Genomic DNA, 17,634 nt, shown 5'->3' on the forward strand with positions numbered 1-17,634 from the left:
CCGTCTGATAAATCCCCTCTGCCGAGGATGTATTCAGACTCCTGAAGCCTTGAAAGCACCCACCGTTCGGCGACTGGTCAAAGGTATTGCCCAATACGCTAAGTAAAGTCGACCGATCCTGGTAGAAAGTGTGGAACGCAATCCATTCCGCTGTAGAGAAATCCGGAGTGCCTCTCTGTTGCCAAGGAGACGGCGCGAAGACAGCTTGAGCATTGTTTAAAAGTGGATCAGCGTTACATGAAATCGAGTGACCGGTTTCGAAAAAGCCGTTTGTCAGCCCTTGAGCAAAAGCAACCTGAGGCGCCAAAAACTGGAAGGCCGAGAACATGTAAACGGCAAGCCCTAGCAAATTTACACGTCTTAGCGCATTTCCAAATTTACTGCGGATCACTGTTACGATGGAGCAAAATCCAAAAAATAACGTCGAAACAGTCCCCAAAACCATCAACCTCAACAGAAAAATTACATTCTTGAAAGATTGGCTCACGTCTATGGCTAACTCAAGCTAAGATTGTGTTCATTCTTTGAAATGGCCCCACTTAAACTTAATTGTTGCAATTATGTATGCAGCCACCTGCAACCTCAAACAGCCATCAGTTGCACGAATATGACGCAATTGTATGTAATCCAGCATGGTTCCGCTGTCATAAGCACACTCCCAAGTAGGTACCTCTGGGTTTTCTTATAAAGTGAAAGTGGTGCCGGGTAATCCTCCCCAAAACTAAGGGGATGCGGAAGTAGAATTTTCTCGGCAAGAATGCATGAGGAGATTTTGATGAAGATGACGAGATATAGCGAACCCCAAATCCTTGCGATCCTGCGCCAAGCCGAAGGCGGTGTGCCTGTCTCTGAGCTGTGCCGCGAGCACGGCATGAGCAACGCGTCATTCTACAAATGGAGGTCGAAGTATGGCGGGATGGACGCATCGATGATTAGCCAGATGAAGGCCCTTGAAGACGAGAACCGGCGTCTCAAGAAGATGTATGCCGAGATGAGCATGCAAGCTGAGTTACTGAAGGAAGCCCTTGGAAAAAAGTGATCCGGCCAGCCCTGCGTCGGGGTCTGGCCGAGAAAGCTGTGGCGCGACACGGTGTCAGCATTGCGCTGGCCTGCCGCACCTTTGGCGTGAGTGAGACCTGCTATCGTTACAGCCCGCTCTTGAGCGACGAGAACGAAGAGGTCGCCGATCTGCTGGTTGGGCTAACGACCGCCCGGAAGACGTGGGGGTTTGGGCTATGTTTCCTGCATCTACGCAATGTGCAGGGCCATCCGTGGAACCACAAACGCGTTTACCGCATCTACTGCGAACTGGAACTGAACTTGCGGATCAAACCTCGGAAACGGTTAAAGCGGGACAAACCCGATGCGCTGGCAGTGCCGGACGCACCAAACGTGACCTGGTCGATGGACTTCATGGCGGATCGCCTCGGGGATGGCCGGGCGTTTCGGCTTTTGAACGTGCTGGATGATTTTAACCGCGAGGGTTTGGGCATCGAGGTTGATTTTTCTTTGCCAGCCGAACGGGTTATTCGCAGCCTCAACCGGATCATCGAATGGCGCGGCAAACCAGAAACTATTCGGGTTGATAATGGCCCAGAATATATCAGTGGCAAGCTGTTAGAATGGGCTGAAAAACAAGGTATTAGCATCCAGCATATCCAACCCGGAAAGCCGCAGCAGAACGCTTACATCGAGCGCTACAATCGCACGGTCAGGCATGAATGGTTGGACCAACACATCATTGAAAACATCGAGGAGGCGCAAGACTTCGCCACACAATGGCTTGTCTTATAATGAACTTGGCTCCTGCTTTATAATGGGGCCACTGCCCGCCACGTCATTTGTGACAGGCAGTGGCGGCGGTTGGATCGTAAATGGCTGGGTCATGATGGACCGCTCCAGAGTTTGATCAACCGCCGTCTTCCCCAAAGGCCTGAACGGATACGCGTGCAACAAGTCACGTATGACAAGCATAGGATATGGAGAATATGACAGATCATAACATTGGCGTGGACATTTCTAAATCCCATCTGGACGTGTTTCGATTGGAAGACGACATGGCTAAACGCTTCGATAATTCAATCACAGGCTTCCGTGCTCTTATCAGATGGTTGGGCAAGGCGACCCGTGTAGCGAGGGTCGTTTACGAGCCGACAGGATCGTATCACAAAGCCTTTGAAGCGACACTTGGGAAGGTGTTACCATTGGTCAAGGTAAATCCTTTGCAGGCGCGCCGTTTTGCGCAGGCCCATGGTACGAGAGCTAAGACTGATGCAGTCGATGCTCGAATGTTGGCGCTTATGGGCGCGGCATTTAATCTTGAACCACAAGTGCCTCTCCCGAAAGAAGCAATTGACCTCAAAGACTTGCATGTTGCGCGGGCTGGGTTGGTCAAGGATCGCACCAGATTGCGCAACCGTGCTCAAATTCAGGGGTTATCTCTCCTGAAACGCCAAACCAAAGCGCGTCTCACGCTAGTGGAACGCCAGATCGTTGAGTTGGACGCCGAGATAGCAGCGCTGATCCAGGCGCGGGAGAGCACCGCACGTACGCATGATATTTTGCGTTCCATGCCCGGTGTCGGCGCTGTTTCTGCTGCCGCAATATTGACCCTGATGCCCGAACTCGGCACGCTAGATCGCAAACAAGTGGCCAGCCTGGCTGGTCTCGCCCCCATCACACGCCAGTCTGGATTATGGCAGGGCAAAGCGTCCATCGGAAGCGGGCGCAAGCCCTTGCGCGATGCCCTTTACATGCCCGCATTAGTCGCCATGCGCTGGAACCCAGACCTCAAAGCAAAATACGAACACCTACGAGACGTGGGAAAACCCGCCAAGGTCGCAATTGTCGCTATAATGCGGAAGCTAATCGAAATCGCAAATGCACTTGTCAAAGCTAATCGCAAATGGACACCAAAAACCGCTTGATCAAGACGGATACTCTCGACTTACAACAATGACCGCCCGAATATGGGCATCGGCGGCATAACACCCGCACAGAAACTAAAAATGGCCGCGTAAGTTCTACAGCCGCACCCCGTTAAAAATGGGGGGATTACCGTATGGAACGGGCTAACCATGCAGCCGACACAGACCATCCTGTGCGTCATGAAAACCTTTATTGTCTCTGGCCATAAGGTCATTAACTTGTCTAACGTCAAATCGGGGTCTTAAATACTAGCTTTGCTCATAGCGAAGGTTTCTCCTTTAAAGATAGGCTCTATCAACTTTCCGTCGCCTTGAGGTTGTGCTACCGTAAACTTTACGTCTTTTCATTTTGGGGCGCGACCAGTGCCTCGACACAAAAATATTCCAAATACCTTTTATTAGAGCAAATATTAAACGCCCGCCAAGTTTTACAGATCACGGCGTGCTCGAGAAAATGTGGATTTCAAATACGCAGGATCCCGTTTCTTCAAGGGCTTATTCGCACATTGTGTCGCGCTTCCGCCACATGCGGTAACGAAGAAAATTAGAATAAACGAAGCCGAAACACTCAGTCGTTCAGAACGACAGATTGGCGTTGGCCTCTCCGTTGGATTGGCGATTCTTGGTTATCTGATAGCGGCAAGTGCGCATCATGGTGTGATAGCTGATGAAGCCGCGTATTTAGTGGACAGACACGCTGTTGGAAGTTCTCTGAAGCTAGTGCAGGTATCTTGGCGGCAGAAGGATATAACGCGGTTTGGGCAAATGCTCTTTGGTCTTCTTTGAGTACACCCGCTTTATTGTTTTTAATAACTTTTTCCCTTGTCTGCCGATCCGGTGCGTCTGTGTGGCTTGTTGCATGGTTGTTCTTGTCAGAAGCAGTACCTGTACTTTTACAAGCATTGAAAACGCGGCTGGCGGTGTCCTGATTTTTCTTCTTTCGACAGTGTTTATTGTGGTACTCATTGTCACGAGCGCCTTAGCTTTTTTGATTAGGTCTGGCGAAATTCGCAAGCCATAGTCAGACGTGCATTTAAAGCAGGCGCGATATTGCCTGAGAAGTAGTCTGGGTTCTCTGTGGCCATTCGATCGGTTGCAGCATGTTCGCATCAGGGCGCACCAACACTGGCAAGGACGGCCCTTTGCTGCCTTTCGCCCACCCTCGGTCTGAAGGGCCAAATCACATTCTTCGGACAAAGCGACATTGAGACCCGTACTCAAATGCAATTACATCGGCATGCATTTGAGCACAGTTTGTCAGGTCAATCTTTGTTTGCATTGAAAAATGCCACGGTTGCACCAATTAGGGAATCGAGGGTTTCAGTCTCTGCGAAAACATTGAACGAGTGATCCATCTCAGCGGACCAAAGTTGTTCTGGGCCTTCATGTGCAGCAATAAATGCCGCAGCTACCGCAGGCACAACCGTGGTGTCGGCCATTCCTTGAGACACGAAAAGCGGCCCTGAATAGGCTGCAATTTCAACCATTGGATCAAAAGTTTCGATTCCATCAAAGAACGCCCCATTCAGCATTACTTCTGCACCCCATGGCAACGTTGTGGTGACTGTCTGATCCGGCGCAGCGGCTTTGCCCGCGTTTAGCGTTTCAGCACTCAATAGCCCGCCATAAGTGGCATCGGCGTCGCCAACAGCCTGCCAAAGCGCGACGGCGTCGAGATTGCCGCTTCGACCTGCAACAGCCGAAGCTACAAGCCCACCCTGACTCCAGCCGATCACATGGATATCGTCCCCATTGACCTTGTCCGACGCCATAAGGTGTGCCGCAGCCGTCATGGCATCAGCGACTTGGCCCTCAAAGGTTGTCGCTTCATATGTGAAATCTGATGTACTCTCACCTGAGCCACGAAAATCAATACGCAAGCTTGCATAGCCATTTGTCGCAAGGCTGTTGGCTGTGTGAACAAACACTCCCTGCTCAGTGCTTGGAATGGTCAATTCGTCCCTTGATCCGGTGAACCCGTGAAGAAGCAATACAACCGGTGCCGGATCGCCGCTGGGGAGCATCAATGTGCCAACGAAATCTTGCCCTTCAGATTGCAATGTGACGACTTCTTGCGCGTGTTGTGCAGCAGCTATAGCTGGCAGAGTCGCTGCAAACAAAGATATAGAAATATATTTTCGCATGTTATGATGTCTCCGTTGTTTGAGTTATCAGGATATTAGGTCGAAAAATTCTTGGAACAACGAAAGAATTTCAGATTTCGGACAAATATCGTAACACCGATACTCGAGCTTCCCATCTGATCTGCAGTTCGTTGATGTTGGGCACTATGAGCTCGCAACCGCCGTTAGATCTATCGCAGCATTTCGCCCGTCAACTTCCGCAGCCGCAGTAGGGATGGCCCTTTGCGGACATTAACCGGTGATCTTGATTGCTGCGGCGCGGCCCGTGAGACCGGACATTCGCTGCGCTTGCAAAATCGAGGGGGCGGGATCCGACCTGCTGATCGTACACGGTCACGATGTGCTTTGAGCCTTATTGAACGGGAAGAAGTTTCCCGAGGGCTTGTCGCCGAACAGTCATTTCGTTCAATCGCGCAACACCTGAACCGGTCGCCTTCGACAATCAGCCGAGAGGTTCGCAGAAATGGCGGACGCCTAGCCTATCGCGCGACCCACTCAGACCAGCGCGCTTGGGACTGCGCAACACGGCCCAAGTTGTGTAAGCTCTCATTCAACGATCCTTTGTGCCAGTTGATAGCGCGCAAGCTGCGACGGAAATTGTCACCGCAGCCAAATCGCAGGCTGGCTCAAACGAAGATACCCTGATGAAGAGCAAAATCGCGTGTCACACGAAACGATATATCGCAGCCTTTATGTTCAAACCCGAGGGTTTTTGAAGCAAGAATTGCAGGAATGCTTGCGCAGTCGACGTGCGATACGACGCTCCAGGCATGCCACCCAAAAGGGCCTTGAATTACGTAAAATCAAGAATGCTGTTTTGATCAGCGAACGTCCAGCTGAGGTCGAAAATCGTGCCATTCCGGGCCATTGGGAGGGCGATTTGATTGCGGGCTCGAACAACAGTTACATCGCCACGCTGGTTGAGCGTCATTCCCGTTTTGTGATGCTGGCGAAAGTTGCGAACAAAGACACCCAGAGTGTGACCACAGCCCTGATCAAACAGGCACGAAAGCTTCCCAAGGAGCTCTACAAATCCCTGACGTGGGACCGCGGGTCTGAAATGTCGGGGCATCAAAAGTTCACCATAGCCACAAATATCGATGTCTACTTCTGTGACCCACAATCTCCGTGGCAACGTGGGAGCAATGAAAACACCAACCGCCTTCTCAGGCAGTACTTTCCAAAAGGCACTGATATATCAGGGTTCAGTCAAGCCAAATTTAGCGCAGTCGCACGCCAGCTAAACGAGCTGCCAAGAAAAACCTTGCGATACCAGACACCAGCAGAGAAATTTGAAGCCTGTGTTGCAGCGACCCGTTGAAACCGCACCTCAAACCACACTTTCCCTGCGCAATTTAACAACAATAAAGTCGCGGGCCAAATCGACCTTGGATGTTCCACCTCGCTCACGCGGTATAATTTTGCGCCTGTGGAGACCACTTCGCTGTACTTTGGTCGAAGCAGCAATCCGCGGATGGCATACAAATAGCTGTGTTCGGAGGCACGACAATTCAGATTGATTGCCGTTCTGCGTTTTTTTGTAAAAATTAGTAATTATTTAAATCAAAATTAACGCTTTTTTAGCAATCTTGATCAATACAATTTACAAATATTGACATATATGCCGTTATCAGGTTACTGAAGGTTCAATAACTTGGAGGGTTATATTGGGTATATTCGGAAGGTCTGAGATTGGCGTGGTATCGCTGCGACGGGCTGGAGGAGAGATTTACAAAGCATACCTTCATCCAAGACTGCAAAACGCAAAACCATAGGAAAAAATGATGAACGAATATATCCTGTCCGACGAGACGCGCGACAAATTGCGCAAGGTGTCCACGGCATCTGTGGCCACTGCTCTTTACAAAAGAGGATTGCGCAACCAGTTCGTGCAAGGTGTTACGCCGGTCGAGCGCAAGGCTGTGATCATGGTCGGTCAAGCCTATACACTGCGTTATATTCCGGCGCGCGAAGATCGCAACCCGATCACCGTCTTCCGCAACCGCGATCACAAACAGCGCGTCGCTGTCGAGTCCTGCCCCAAGGGTCACGTTTTGGTGATGGACGCGCGCAAAGACTGCCGAGCCGCAACAGCCGGATCGATCCTTATTACCCGGCTGCAAGAGCGCGGTGTGGAAGGTGTGGTCTCCGATGGCGGTGTAAGAGACGCTGCGGGCATTGGCGCGCTTGACATGCCTGCCTATTTCGCACGTCCATCTGCCCTTACGAACCTGACCTTGCACGAGGCAATCGACATTAATGTGCCGATTTCCTGCGGCGATGCGGCGGTGTTTCCCGGCGATGTCATGCTGGGCGATGGCGATGGCGTTATGGTCATTCCGGCACATCTTGCGGACGAGATCGCGGGGGAGTGCTTGGAAATGGAAGTCTATGAGGACTTCGTGCTCGAGCAGGTCAAAGATGGCGCGGGAATTATTGGTCTCTACCCGGGAACAGATGATGAAAGTATCGTGAAATTCAATACATGGCGCGAAAAGACAGGACGTTAAACATGACTTATACCCCACACGGCGCACATCTGATTGCTGGCAAGCGCGTGAGTGCCGATGCAAAGTTTACTTCTTCTCCTGCTAGCGGGACCGCCTTTGAGTTCTCAGCTGGTTCGCCTGATTTGGTTTCCCAAGCATGCGCCGCAGCGCATGCAGCATTCCCTCGCTTTGCAGCCTCCTCGCGCGAAGAACGCGCGGTGCTGTTGGAAACCATCGCTGATGAGCTCGACGCTCGTGGCGACCAGATCACCGAAATTGGTACATCTGAGACTGGTCTGCCCGGAGCGCGACTTCAGGGCGAGCGTGGCCGTACGACAGGTCAGTTGCGTCTTTTTGCAACACATATTCGTGAGGGAGCTTATCTTGATCGCCGCCACGATACTGCGTTGCCCGACCGCATGCCTTTGCCGCGCCCCGATCTTCGGACGATGCAGCGACCCGTCGGTCCGGTTGCAGTGTTTGGTGCTTCGAACTTCCCGCTCGCCTTTTCCACCGCTGGTGGCGACACTGCCGCGGCGCTCGCGGCTGGCTGTCCGGTTGTGGTCAAAGGTCACGGCGCACACCCTGGCACGGGTGAAATTGTCGGCGATGCCATCGTTGCGTCGCTAGATAAGCTAGGCATGGATGGCGGTATTTTCAGCCTCGTGCAAGGCGGCACCCGTCAGGTCGGCGAAGCGCTCGTCACCGATTCCCGCATCAAGGCGGTCGGCTTCACCGGCAGTCTTGGCGGCGGTCGGGCGCTGTTTGACCTTTGCGCCAAGCGCCCAGAGCCGATCCCGTTCTTTGGCGAACTTGGGAGTGTAAACCCGATGTTCATACTGCCAGAAGCCGCCGCTGCGCGCAGCGCTGATCTTGGCGCAGGTTGGGCCGGAAGCCTGACCATGGGCGTTGGTCAATTCTGCACCAACCCCGGGATCGCCATTATCGTGGACGGGCCCGAGGCAGATGCATTTGTGAATGCCGCCAGCGAAGGTCTTAAAGCGGTTGCCGCACAGACCATGTTGACCGATGGTATGGCTGACGCTTACCGAGACGGTGCGCGACGCGTTTCAGAGGGCGCAGGCGTGAAGTCGTTACTGACCAGCACTTGCGAAGGTCGCTCTGCTGCGCCGTATCTGTTTGACGTTTCCGCCAAGGACTGGATGGCAAACGAAGAGCTGGCGGAGGAAGTATTTGGTCCACTGGGTCTGGTCGTCCGTGTTAAAGACGCAGAGCAGTTGCAGGCCGTTGCTGCAAACTTCAAAGGTCAGTTGACCGCGACGTTACATATGGACGATGGCGACATCGATCTTGCGCGCGCACTTTTGCCCACCCTTGAGCAGATGGCCGGACGTGTATTGGCCAATGGCTTCCCCACCGGTGTCGAAGTGGCTGACACGATGGTCCATGGTGGGCCTTATCCGGCATCGACTAACTTCGGTGCTACGTCGGTCGGAACTCTATCCATTCGGCGGTTCCTGCGACCTGTCTGCTATCAGAACTTGCCCGAGGCGCTGTTGCCTGCCGATCTTCGAGCAAGTTAACGGTTCTATTGCCAAAACAGCCTGCCGTCTCTGAGATGGCGGGCTGATCGTGCCAGTTTCAGGCCGTTAGGTTCACCACTATTGCGGAGCGCGCCGACGGCGCGGCGGCATAACCGCTTTTCTCAAGATGTGTATTATTTAATTACAAATAGTGAGTTTCCCGAGAGATTAAATCATCTTATTAGCTATATTTGAGCTGATTTATAAAATTATTCTGCCTAATGTGATTGAACCTGCATAGACCTTGCCGCGACTGGTCAGCGCCCGTGACGCAATATTTGAGGCGGGAGATGAAGGCCGTATCAGATGCGGCGAAGGCACAACTTACCGCGATTTCAAGCGCAAGGCAGAGCTGGGGTTAGGTGCATATCGCGTACACAACCATTGGTACCTGCGACGAACATGCATCACCAAGCCTGTCTTGGCTGATGGTGCAACCTACCTACGATAACGCGACCAACAATCACAACGTCGAGCCGATAAAATACCACTTTTCGGAATCACTCGGCAAACGGTGGACGCCAGACCTGTCTGGCATACGGCATCTGTATAGGAGGAACAGAAACTATGTTTTATACAAAATTGAACTCCACACTTGGCCTTGCACTTTGCGCGGCTGTCCTTGGGACATCTGTTATCGCGGAGGATTTCCCAACTCGTGACATTCGCCTGATCGTGCCTTGGTTCGCTGGTGGCGGCGCGGACGCAATCTCACGCAAAATCAGCAATATCGCAGAACAAGACCTGCCAAAGTCCATCTATGTGGAAAATATTGCCGGTGCGGTCACCGCGACTGGGCTGATGCAGATATCCAGCGCGCGTCCCGATGGGCACACAGTCGGCGTGCTGACCTATGACAGCGTTATCACCCAAGATGATGCCTGGCTATTCGCTCGACAACATGAAGCTGATAGCGCGCATCACGTCTGAGGCCGATGCGATTGTTGTCTCCAAGATTTCTTGCATCGAAAGCTTCGAAGAGCTGATTGCACTTGCCAAAGAAAACCCGGGTCAAGTACGTGTCGGCGTGGCACCCAAGGGCTCTGGTCCCTACCTGTCCGTGTTGCAGTTGGAAACGCTTCTAGACGTGGCCTTCAACGTCATCACCTACGCGGGCTCGTCTAACGCCGAAGCCGAAGCGCTGCTTTCAGGCGAATTGGATGCGGCAATCTCAAGCCTTGGTGACTTCAGCGGCATTCTGGCCTCGGGCGATGCCAAGGGCGTAGTCGAACTGACCTTTGTACAAAATGCTACCTACACTGACGTCCCTACTTTGCGAACTAAAGGTCACGACCTGCAGACAGGCAGCTTCATCGTGCTCGCGGCTCCGGTCGACACGCCAGACGATGTGGTCGCTACACTAGAGGCCACATTCAAAACGGCTTACGATAGCGCCGAGTTCCAAGACTGGTTAGCCCAAATCGGTGTGACCGCTGATTGGCTCGGGTCTGGTGACGTGGTCGCATGGACCGATGAATTGCAAACCAAGACGTTTGCACTGATGGATGAACTGGACCTGTAATCCGGTTCACATCCGCAATGACTTCGGTCTAAGGCGCCAGCGGCGCAACTCCCGGCGCCGCTGGACTACTACCGGTTTTACGCGATGTATGGTTCAATACGCGGTCATCCGCTGCAACCGACCGCCGCAATTCGTAGCCGCGCCCGATCGCACTCATTCGGCTCAGGAGAAGAAGATGCTCTTAAAATGACAAGTGGTATTTCTGTATGTCACCCTTGCGGTGTCTGGTGGTTATTTAATCACTGCCCTAAATTTGGGTCCCCCGATTGTCGAGAACGGGCTGACGCCAGCCTTCTTTCCAATCCTTGTAGGTGGTGCGGCGATTGTCTTTTGCAGCATCTTGATTGTGCAAGCGCTGCGAGCCCAGCCAAAGGTCGCGCCAGTGGACGAGGGGCGAAGCTATACTCATGTATGGGTGGTGGTTGCGATCTTCGTTTACATCGCAGCATTTAATACGCTGGGCTATTTCCTGTCGTCCGGCCTATTCGTCTTTGTGTTGATTTTGCTGTTTTCAAGGTTCGAAAATCTGGTTCTCAAGGCGATCATCTCGGTCACAATCGTTGAGGTTACCTTCGTCATGTTTCAACAATTGTTCGGGTTCCGACTACCGACGCTGTGGGGTTAAGTCTTGGATTTCATCATCCTCGTTTTAGCAGTTTTTCGCTGCTAGCCGATCCGGTCAACTTCACTTATGTGATCCTCGGGTTCGTGAGAGGCACGCTTTTTGCCGCCATTCCGGGCCTGACTGCGACCTTGGCAATGGCGCTACTTTTACCGCTGACATACTTACTTAGCGTCGAAACCGCGCTGATGGCCTGTGCAAGCATCTATATGGCCGGCATGTGTGGCGGGTCAATCACGGCCACAATGATCAACATTCCTGGCGCACCATCTTCTATGATGACCGCGCTTGAGCTGCAAGGCAAGGGCGCACAGGCGCTTGGTCATGCGGCGATTGACTCTATGTTCGGCGGTGCGTTGGGCGCGCTACTGTTGATTGCGGTCGCATTCCGCAGGCTGGACTTGCCGCCTGTAATGGACTGATGCTGGCCACTATCGGGCTTGACGCAATGGAGCCCATTACTCGCTTCACTTATGGTTATGCCAGCCTGACCGCTGGGATCGACCTGATGCCGGTTATCATCGGCACCTTTGCTATTGCCGAAGTACTGACGCAAGCAAGCACACGCATAGATATTTGCGCCGTTGCCGCTGCTGCCAACAAGGTCAAAATTCGCCGCCGCGACTTCCTGCCGCCGTTGTCTGATATGCGCAAAATCGGCTTTGGCGATTATTTCAAGTCCTGCCTGATCGGCTATTTTGTCGGCACATTGCCGGGCGCGGGCGGCTCGATGGGGTCGTTCCTAGCTTATACTGAAACGGTGCGCACTTCGGACGAGCCCGAAACCTTCGGTAAGGGCAACCCCAAAGGCATCGCCGCTTCTGAAAGTGCCAACAATGCGGTCTGTGGTGGGGCCATGGTCCCAATGCTGACCTTTGGTATTCCCGGAGATCCGATCACCGCGATTATGCTGTGATCGCGCTTTTAGCGGTCGTGGGGAGCTACGTTGCAACCTATTCTACTTTCCAAATGTTCATGACGTTAAGGATGGGAGTTTTTGCCTTCTACTTGCGACGCAACGGCTTTCCCCTGATTACTATGTTGCTAGGCTATATACTTGGGCCAAATCTGGAAGAGTTTATGCGGCGTTCTCTCGCATTGTCGAACGGAGATCCAATGACCTTTTTCACCAATCCCGATAGCCTGTTCTTTGTTGCGCTGAAGCTTGTGTTCGTCTACTTTTTGGTTATCCCCAAACCAGTAAAGACGCCTGTAGCTATCAAAACTAAATAGGTCGCAGCTCTCTGGCCATCCCTTCCTAAAGGGGCGGTTGTACATATTGTAAGCACGCGCGCAACGGCCCTGTCTTTTATTGCCGAATAGGGTCTATAAGGACTTTTACGCGCCCGCTCAGCTCACAAGCAAGGAGATCACATTGTCAGAGACAAAGCGGCCCTTACTGGCAGATCAGGTATACGATCAGCTCCTGACCAAGATCCTTGAAGAAGAATATCCAGTACACAGCCGATTGCCCACTGAAGAAGTTTTGGCTGACAGCTTTGGCGTCTCGCGGCCGATCGTTCGTGGGGCACTTTCGCGGTTACGTAACGATGGCATTGTGCAATCTCGCCAAGGCTCAGGTAGCTATGTGCTACGCCGGCCCGACCGTCAATTGATCAGTTTCGTACCCATTGAATCTGTCTCGGATGTACAGCGTTGCTACGAGTTTCGCGTAGATGTCGAAGGCGCGGCAGCGGCTTGGGCGGCAATGAGGCGCGATGACAACGACCTGGCCGAGATGGATGCAGCCTATCAGTTGATGGAGCAGACTTATCAACAAAACGCCCTTGGGGTCGACGCCGATCAGCGCCTGCACCTGACCGTGGCTCGCGCGGCAAAGAATCCGCTTTTCTCATCGGTGCTAGAATCCCTAAGTACGCAAATTGCCTATGGCGTTAAACTATCGCGCTCGCTGACCCTACTTGATGTGCCCGACCGACAAGAGCTGGTGCTGGCAGAGCACCGCGCTGTGTTGGATGCGATCCGCCAGAAACAACCCGAGGTGGCACAAGCGACGATGCGCCACCATATTACGGCGGCGAAGGACCGGATGTTCTTAGGTACGCAGGATGACTGACGCCAGTGCGCATCGCCTGGTCAATGCAAAAGTGACATTAGTTTTTTGCCAGGCGGATAAAAAATTCACTGCTGATCTTTCGAATGAGTGCTTTCTTAGATGCCGCACAGCACACACAGTTGCGCAGCGGCGGCAACTTTTATGCTGCGAGCGCTCGTAGCACAAAAATCAAATTCACATCTGAGGATGCTTCCATTAATGCAAGTTACTTTTGAATGTTATAGAAATGTGCACGGATGCAGTCATCTGTCAGGCCTGTTGATGTGGCGTTTCAGATGCCGCTGGTAGGTATGGAGATACGCGGTTCAGTTCCAAATAAGAGTGGCGGATTGATTATCCCGCTGTGAATTTCTATTTTTACCAATCCCGATCTTTCCGATCATTTATCCTTAAAGTCAAAGACTTCCTTTTGAGCATTCTTTGGAGCCACGATCCTTCCGAGGCACTGACCTGAGCCCCAAGTCCCCTCCAGCTTTGCGCGGAATCCTTGGGAATACGGACAGTCATATAATGATAACCAGTTCTCGGGTGGTTTGACTCAAACACTGATCGACCGTTCTCTGTGTTGGTGCCGCTTGGGTCACCACTTTGACCGAGGCGGGCGTCAAAATATTGATGGACGGCAGGGCGCACTACTTGGACAACATCTTCATCGAACTGCTGTGGTGGTCACTGAAGCAGGAGGCCGTTTACCTGCATGAAATTAACGATGGTTTCCAAGCAAAACGGATCATTGATAACTGGATCGAGTTCTACAACTCAGAGTGCCCTCACACGGCCCTTGATAAGCGCACGCCCGACACGGCATACTTCACCCAAGCGGACATACGAAAAGCGGCATGAACACAAACCAGATGCATCTTAGCCAAGCCGCAAAACTGTCTTAAAAAGCAGGACCGCTTCAGTATCGCCAGCACGAGATATTTGCGCGTATGGGGGCCGACATTCCCGAAAGCACGCTGGTCGGCTGTTGCAGAAGCGCGATGAGGGCCCTGTTGCCACTTATCGAGCGGATCGAGATCGACGTCACGGCAAGTGATCGACTCCATGCAGATGACACGCCGATCCGGGTGCTGGACCGCTCAAGGCGCGATAAGGGACTTGGCAAGGGGGTCAAGCAAGGCCGGATCTGGGCCTATGTGCGTGATCAGCGGCCCTGGGGGGGCAGCACCACCAGGTGCTGTCTATCGGTTTGCGCCAGACTGGAAGGAGGAGCATGTCCTGAGCCATTTGGCCAATGCTCGTGGCATCCTTCAGGCGGATGGATACAAAGGCTATGCCAACACTATTAGCCTGAACCGGGTGGCGTGCAGCGTTTGCGCGAAGCCGCCTGTTGGGCGCATCTGCGGCGCGACTTCCACGACTTCTGGGCATCAACCAATTCCGAGATCGCCCGCGAGGCGCTCGACGGGATCGGCAAGCTTTACGACATTGAGCACGACATCAATGGTCACCCCCGCTGATGTCCGCCATGCCGCGCGTCAAAAGCTGAGCCAGTCAAAGGTCGAGGCCTTCTTTGTCTGGCCCGAACAGCAGCTGTCGCCATCGACAACAGTCCAGCCGAGCGCGCCTTGCGCCCGATCGGCATCGGAAAAAAACTGGCTGTTTGCTGAGGCGGACACCGGTGCGGACACACTTGCACGCGTCATGACGATCATTGAAACTGCCAAGCTGAACGACCTCGATCCCCAGGCCTATCTCGCTGACATCCTCGACCGCATCCATGACCACAAGATCAACCGCTTGGACGAATTGCTGCCGTGGAATTGGGTACCGATAGTTGCTGCTCACTCAGCGGCTGCCGGATGTCCGCAGTCATCCAAGTCTGCACCATCGACTACGTTGCCAAAATGTTGAATGAGGGTTTCAAGCTTCTCGATGCCATCGTCTACAATAAAGACAACATGTCATACGGAAGCATTATAAGCGTTTACGTCGACCCCGACGAAACGATCACGGCCCTGACCGTCGACGGCATCGAAGAACTAACTGATCTGATCAAAGCCGCCCGCCTCACCACCAATACTTGGCATGAATTCCTTGATAACTTCGTGGACGACACCGAGCTCGCGCTGCGGATCAAGGCGAAATTACCGCGGTAACAATGGAGCGGTTACGTTCTGCCAGCAGCTTCTTCAGCTTTCCATTCTCGTCTTCATGCGCCCGCAATGCGCTTCGCATCAGACGGCTCCATGCCGCCATACTTAGATTTGTATTTGTAGAATGTCGCCGAACCCCCTCTCGGGCATTGCTGCGCAATACCCTGCCGGTCAATGGGTCCCGTGCCGCCGACATACATATGCAGTCTTCTCGCCAGCTTCCTGTTCCTTGATCATCGCTATAATCTGTTCGTCCGTAAATCGTGCCTTCATTTGTCCGTACTTTTGTTGGCAGACTTTACACAAATTTGGAGGAGTTTTAGGGGCTCAGGTCAGTCGTGTCATTTTTGAGTTTATCACCCGTTATTGGAAAGACTCTGGCATGAGCAATTGAGGCAACCACAGAGCGATTTGGGGAAATACAATGATCAGCAACAAGATGAGCAACATCGGCAACAAAATGATCGCCACGTCGCGCATAACCTGCACCACATTCATACCACCTATCGACGCAGATATTAGTAAACATAATCCGTAGGGCGGCGTGACCAATCCGAAAGCCAATGAGACGATCCCAATGATCGCAAACGCGATCGGGTGGATATCTGCCGCTTCCGCAACAGGCATCAAGACCGTGCCCAAAATGATGATTGTCGGAATTGCATCAATGAACAAACCAAAAAACAAGAACAGCCCCGCGATAACCAACGCCGTTCCAAATGGGCCGAACTCCATCGCAGTCATAAAGTCCACGATCAGGCGCGGCACGCTGTAGAAGGCCAACAACCAGCCAAATGCAGTCGCTGTGCCGATGGCAAAAAGCGATATAGATGCAAAACGACCGGTTTCATAAAAGATACTGCCAAGATCACGCACACTCACTGTGCGATAGACAAACATCCCTAAGATAAGCGAATAGAGCGCGGCGATAATAGCACTTTCTGTTGGTGTTACGATGCCCCCAACGATCCCGCCCACCACAAGCACAGGTGTCAGCATTGCAAGTGCGGATCCTTTGAATGCTACCAGCACTTCGCGAAAAGTCGGTGTGCCGATGATCGGATAGTTATACACTTTGGCATAGCCGTAAACTGTCGCCATCAATGCAAGACCGATCATGATGCCGGGGATTGCGCCCGCAAGGAACAACGCGCCCACGGATGTTTGCATCACCCCCCCCCAGACAACCATCAAAATGCTCGGCGGGATAATTACGCCCATAACCGACGAACATGCGGTGATGGCAATGGCGAAACGTCTATCATACCCTTCGTTCACCATAGCGGGGATAAGGATTTTGCCGCAACCTGCCGCGTCTGCCGTCGAAGAACCAGAAATACCGGCGAACAACATGGAAACGGCCACGTTCACATGGCCCAACCCACCGGGCATCCACCCGGTCAGTACCCGCGCGAGGTCAATTAGCTTATCTGTGATTTTACCTGAGTTCATCAGGTTCGCAGCCAGCAAGAAGAACGGCACAGCCAGAAGAATGAACGAGCTATATGACTGGAACATCCGGTCCAGAACGATAAAGGGTGTAAGCCGTAATTCAAGCATCACGAGTGGAATGGTCGCAAGGCCAAGCGCGAAAGCCACAGGCACGCGCAGTATAACAAGTAGGATGAAGCCACCAACGAGGATAGCACAGGCAAGGCCAGTTGTTACAATCATCTCAAAGCACTCCGGGCTGATTGGTATACGACAAAGTCTTCATAAAACCGATAGCCGGAAAACAAGGCCCAGAAGGCTCCGGCGATGGGTACAGAGATAAATGTGACGAGCATGTTGGCACGCATCATCATCGAATTCTGGATGGTGCCGAATTCAGCGTACTCCAGCCCGTACCAAAAGAAGATCAGGCCGAAGCCAAGGATCAGAACATGGACAAGGCCGCTTTGTAGCAAGCGCAAAAGCGGGCTTTGAGCGTCTGGAATGACGCGCACATCGAAATGTTCACCGTCCCAAACCGCCACCATCGAACCGATCATGACAACCCAAACAAAAATAAATCCGGCAAGTTCTTCGGTCCAGAGGTAACCGGGGATAATGCCAGTGTACCGGGCAATAACCTGCATAGTAACAGGTATTGTAAGCGCAGCCACAAGGCAGGCAAGAAGCACCCGGAAAACATTACATATTAAATCTAAAATTCGTTTTACCATTGTCGGCCTCCCAACCCGATGATCCAACCCCGCCGCCATCACTTA

General features: G+C 52.7%; 13 protein-coding genes and 6 pseudogenes. 14 read left to right on the forward strand and 5 right to left on the reverse strand.

Annotation, left to right across the window (positions count from 1 at the left end):
- Positions 1 to 775 precede the first annotated feature (775 nt).
- A pseudogene (locus ACXLHR_RS16560) lies at positions 776 to 1,785 on the forward strand (IS3 family transposase); the annotation flags it as partial.
- Between the two features lie 203 nt (positions 1,786 to 1,988).
- Positions 1,989 to 2,927, forward strand: coding sequence for an IS110 family RNA-guided transposase (locus ACXLHR_RS16565; RefSeq protein ID WP_458789636.1), 939 nt, complete (start codon positions 1,989 to 1,991; stop codon positions 2,925 to 2,927).
- 140 nt (positions 2,928 to 3,067) lie between these two features.
- Here ACXLHR_RS16565 and ACXLHR_RS16570 read toward each other — a convergent pair.
- Positions 3,068 to 3,160: pseudogene (locus tag ACXLHR_RS16570) on the reverse strand (hypothetical protein); the annotation flags it as partial.
- Positions 3,161 to 4,189: 1,029 nt separating this feature from the next.
- Positions 4,190 to 5,071, reverse strand: a complete 882-nt coding sequence (locus ACXLHR_RS16575) for an alpha/beta hydrolase family protein (protein ID WP_458792607.1) — start codon at positions 5,069 to 5,071, stop codon at positions 4,190 to 4,192.
- 168 nt (positions 5,072 to 5,239) lie between these two features.
- Between ACXLHR_RS16575 and ACXLHR_RS16580 the strand changes: the two are divergent.
- The 12 genes and pseudogenes from ACXLHR_RS16580 (at position 5,240) to ACXLHR_RS16635 (ending at position 15,427) form a co-directional block, all read left to right on the forward strand.
- Positions 5,240 to 6,392, forward strand: a pseudogene (locus ACXLHR_RS16580) (IS30 family transposase).
- A gap of 463 nt (positions 6,393 to 6,855) precedes the next feature.
- Positions 6,856 to 7,581: a ribonuclease activity regulator RraA gene (locus ACXLHR_RS16585; protein WP_458792696.1), complete on the forward strand. Its 726-nt coding sequence runs from the start codon at positions 6,856 to 6,858 to the stop codon at positions 7,579 to 7,581.
- Between the two features lie 2 nt (positions 7,582 to 7,583).
- Positions 7,584 to 9,104 carry an aldehyde dehydrogenase (NADP(+)) gene (locus tag ACXLHR_RS16590; RefSeq protein WP_458792608.1) on the forward strand — a complete coding sequence of 507 codons (1,521 nt, stop codon included), beginning with the start codon at positions 7,584 to 7,586 and terminating at the stop codon, positions 9,102 to 9,104.
- Positions 9,105 to 9,671: 567 nt separating this feature from the next.
- Positions 9,672 to 10,034 (forward strand): hypothetical protein, encoded by a 363-nt coding sequence (locus tag ACXLHR_RS16595; RefSeq protein WP_458792609.1) that lies wholly within the window; start codon positions 9,672 to 9,674, stop codon positions 10,032 to 10,034.
- Complete coding sequence (locus ACXLHR_RS16600) at positions 9,979 to 10,626, forward strand: Bug family tripartite tricarboxylate transporter substrate binding protein (RefSeq protein ID WP_458792610.1); 648 nt, start codon at positions 9,979 to 9,981, stop codon at positions 10,624 to 10,626. The genes ACXLHR_RS16595 and ACXLHR_RS16600 overlap by 56 nt, the downstream gene beginning before the upstream one ends.
- Before the next feature lie 220 nt (positions 10,627 to 10,846).
- Positions 10,847 to 11,251, forward strand: a complete 405-nt coding sequence (locus ACXLHR_RS16605) for a tripartite tricarboxylate transporter TctB family protein (protein WP_458792697.1) — start codon at positions 10,847 to 10,849, stop codon at positions 11,249 to 11,251.
- Positions 11,252 to 11,334: 83 nt separating this feature from the next.
- Positions 11,335 to 12,164: pseudogene (locus ACXLHR_RS16610) on the forward strand (tripartite tricarboxylate transporter permease).
- The gene (locus ACXLHR_RS16615) at positions 12,161 to 12,481 is read left to right on the forward strand and encodes a hypothetical protein (protein ID WP_458792611.1); all 321 of its coding nucleotides are present in this window, start codon (positions 12,161 to 12,163) and stop codon (positions 12,479 to 12,481) included. Before ACXLHR_RS16610 ends, ACXLHR_RS16615 begins: the two are co-directional and overlap by 4 nt.
- Positions 12,482 to 12,623: 142 nt before the next feature.
- On the forward strand, positions 12,624 to 13,325 hold the full coding sequence (locus ACXLHR_RS16620) for a FadR/GntR family transcriptional regulator (protein ID WP_458792612.1): 702 nt from the start codon (positions 12,624 to 12,626) through the stop codon (positions 13,323 to 13,325).
- A gap of 588 nt (positions 13,326 to 13,913) precedes the next feature.
- Positions 13,914 to 14,168, forward strand: a complete 255-nt coding sequence (locus ACXLHR_RS16625; RefSeq protein ID WP_458792613.1) for an integrase core domain-containing protein — start codon at positions 13,914 to 13,916, stop codon at positions 14,166 to 14,168.
- 62 nt (positions 14,169 to 14,230) lie between these two features.
- A pseudogene (locus ACXLHR_RS16630) lies at positions 14,231 to 15,182 on the forward strand (IS66 family transposase); the annotation flags it as partial.
- A 47-nt stretch (positions 15,183 to 15,229) separates the two neighbouring features.
- Complete coding sequence (locus ACXLHR_RS16635; protein ID WP_458792614.1) at positions 15,230 to 15,427, forward strand: hypothetical protein; 198 nt, start codon at positions 15,230 to 15,232, stop codon at positions 15,425 to 15,427.
- A gap of 16 nt (positions 15,428 to 15,443) precedes the next feature.
- Here the strand turns inward: ACXLHR_RS16635 and ACXLHR_RS16640 are convergent.
- From ACXLHR_RS16640 to ACXLHR_RS16650, 3 genes and pseudogenes are all read right to left on the reverse strand, one after another.
- Positions 15,444 to 15,697: pseudogene (locus ACXLHR_RS16640) on the reverse strand (transposase); the annotation flags it as partial.
- A 90-nt stretch (positions 15,698 to 15,787) separates the two neighbouring features.
- The gene (locus tag ACXLHR_RS16645) at positions 15,788 to 17,098 is read right to left on the reverse strand and encodes a TRAP transporter large permease (protein WP_458792615.1); all 1,311 of its coding nucleotides are present in this window, start codon (positions 17,096 to 17,098) and stop codon (positions 15,788 to 15,790) included.
- The gene (locus ACXLHR_RS16650; RefSeq protein ID WP_458792616.1) at positions 17,095 to 17,589 is read right to left on the reverse strand and encodes a TRAP transporter small permease; all 495 of its coding nucleotides are present in this window, start codon (positions 17,587 to 17,589) and stop codon (positions 17,095 to 17,097) included. Before ACXLHR_RS16650 ends, ACXLHR_RS16645 begins: the two co-directional genes overlap by 4 nt.
- Positions 17,590 to 17,634 lie beyond the last annotated feature (45 nt).

Source organism: Yoonia sp. MH D7 (assembly GCF_054439475.1).

Bases quoted from the DNA above. Each gene is read 5' to 3' on its own strand.
- ACXLHR_RS16565 (WP_458789636.1), top strand. From the start codon at position 1,989: ATGACAGATCATAACATTGGCGTGGACATTTCTAAATCCCATCTGGAC.
- ACXLHR_RS16575 (WP_458792607.1), bottom strand. From the start codon at position 5,071: ATGCGAAAATATATTTCTATATCTTTGTTTGCAGCGACTCTGCCAGCT.
- ACXLHR_RS16585 (WP_458792696.1), top strand. From the start codon at position 6,856: ATGAACGAATATATCCTGTCCGACGAGACGCGCGACAAATTGCGCAAG.
- ACXLHR_RS16590 (WP_458792608.1), top strand. From the start codon at position 7,584: ATGACTTATACCCCACACGGCGCACATCTGATTGCTGGCAAGCGCGTG.
- ACXLHR_RS16595 (WP_458792609.1), top strand. From the start codon at position 9,672: ATGTTTTATACAAAATTGAACTCCACACTTGGCCTTGCACTTTGCGCG.
- ACXLHR_RS16600 (WP_458792610.1), top strand. From the start codon at position 9,979: ATGATGCCTGGCTATTCGCTCGACAACATGAAGCTGATAGCGCGCATC.
- ACXLHR_RS16635 (WP_458792614.1), top strand. From the start codon at position 15,230: ATGTCATACGGAAGCATTATAAGCGTTTACGTCGACCCCGACGAAACG.
- ACXLHR_RS16645 (WP_458792615.1), bottom strand. From the start codon at position 17,098: ATGATTGTAACAACTGGCCTTGCCTGTGCTATCCTCGTTGGTGGCTTC.
- ACXLHR_RS16650 (WP_458792616.1), bottom strand. From the start codon at position 17,589: ATGGTAAAACGAATTTTAGATTTAATATGTAATGTTTTCCGGGTGCTT.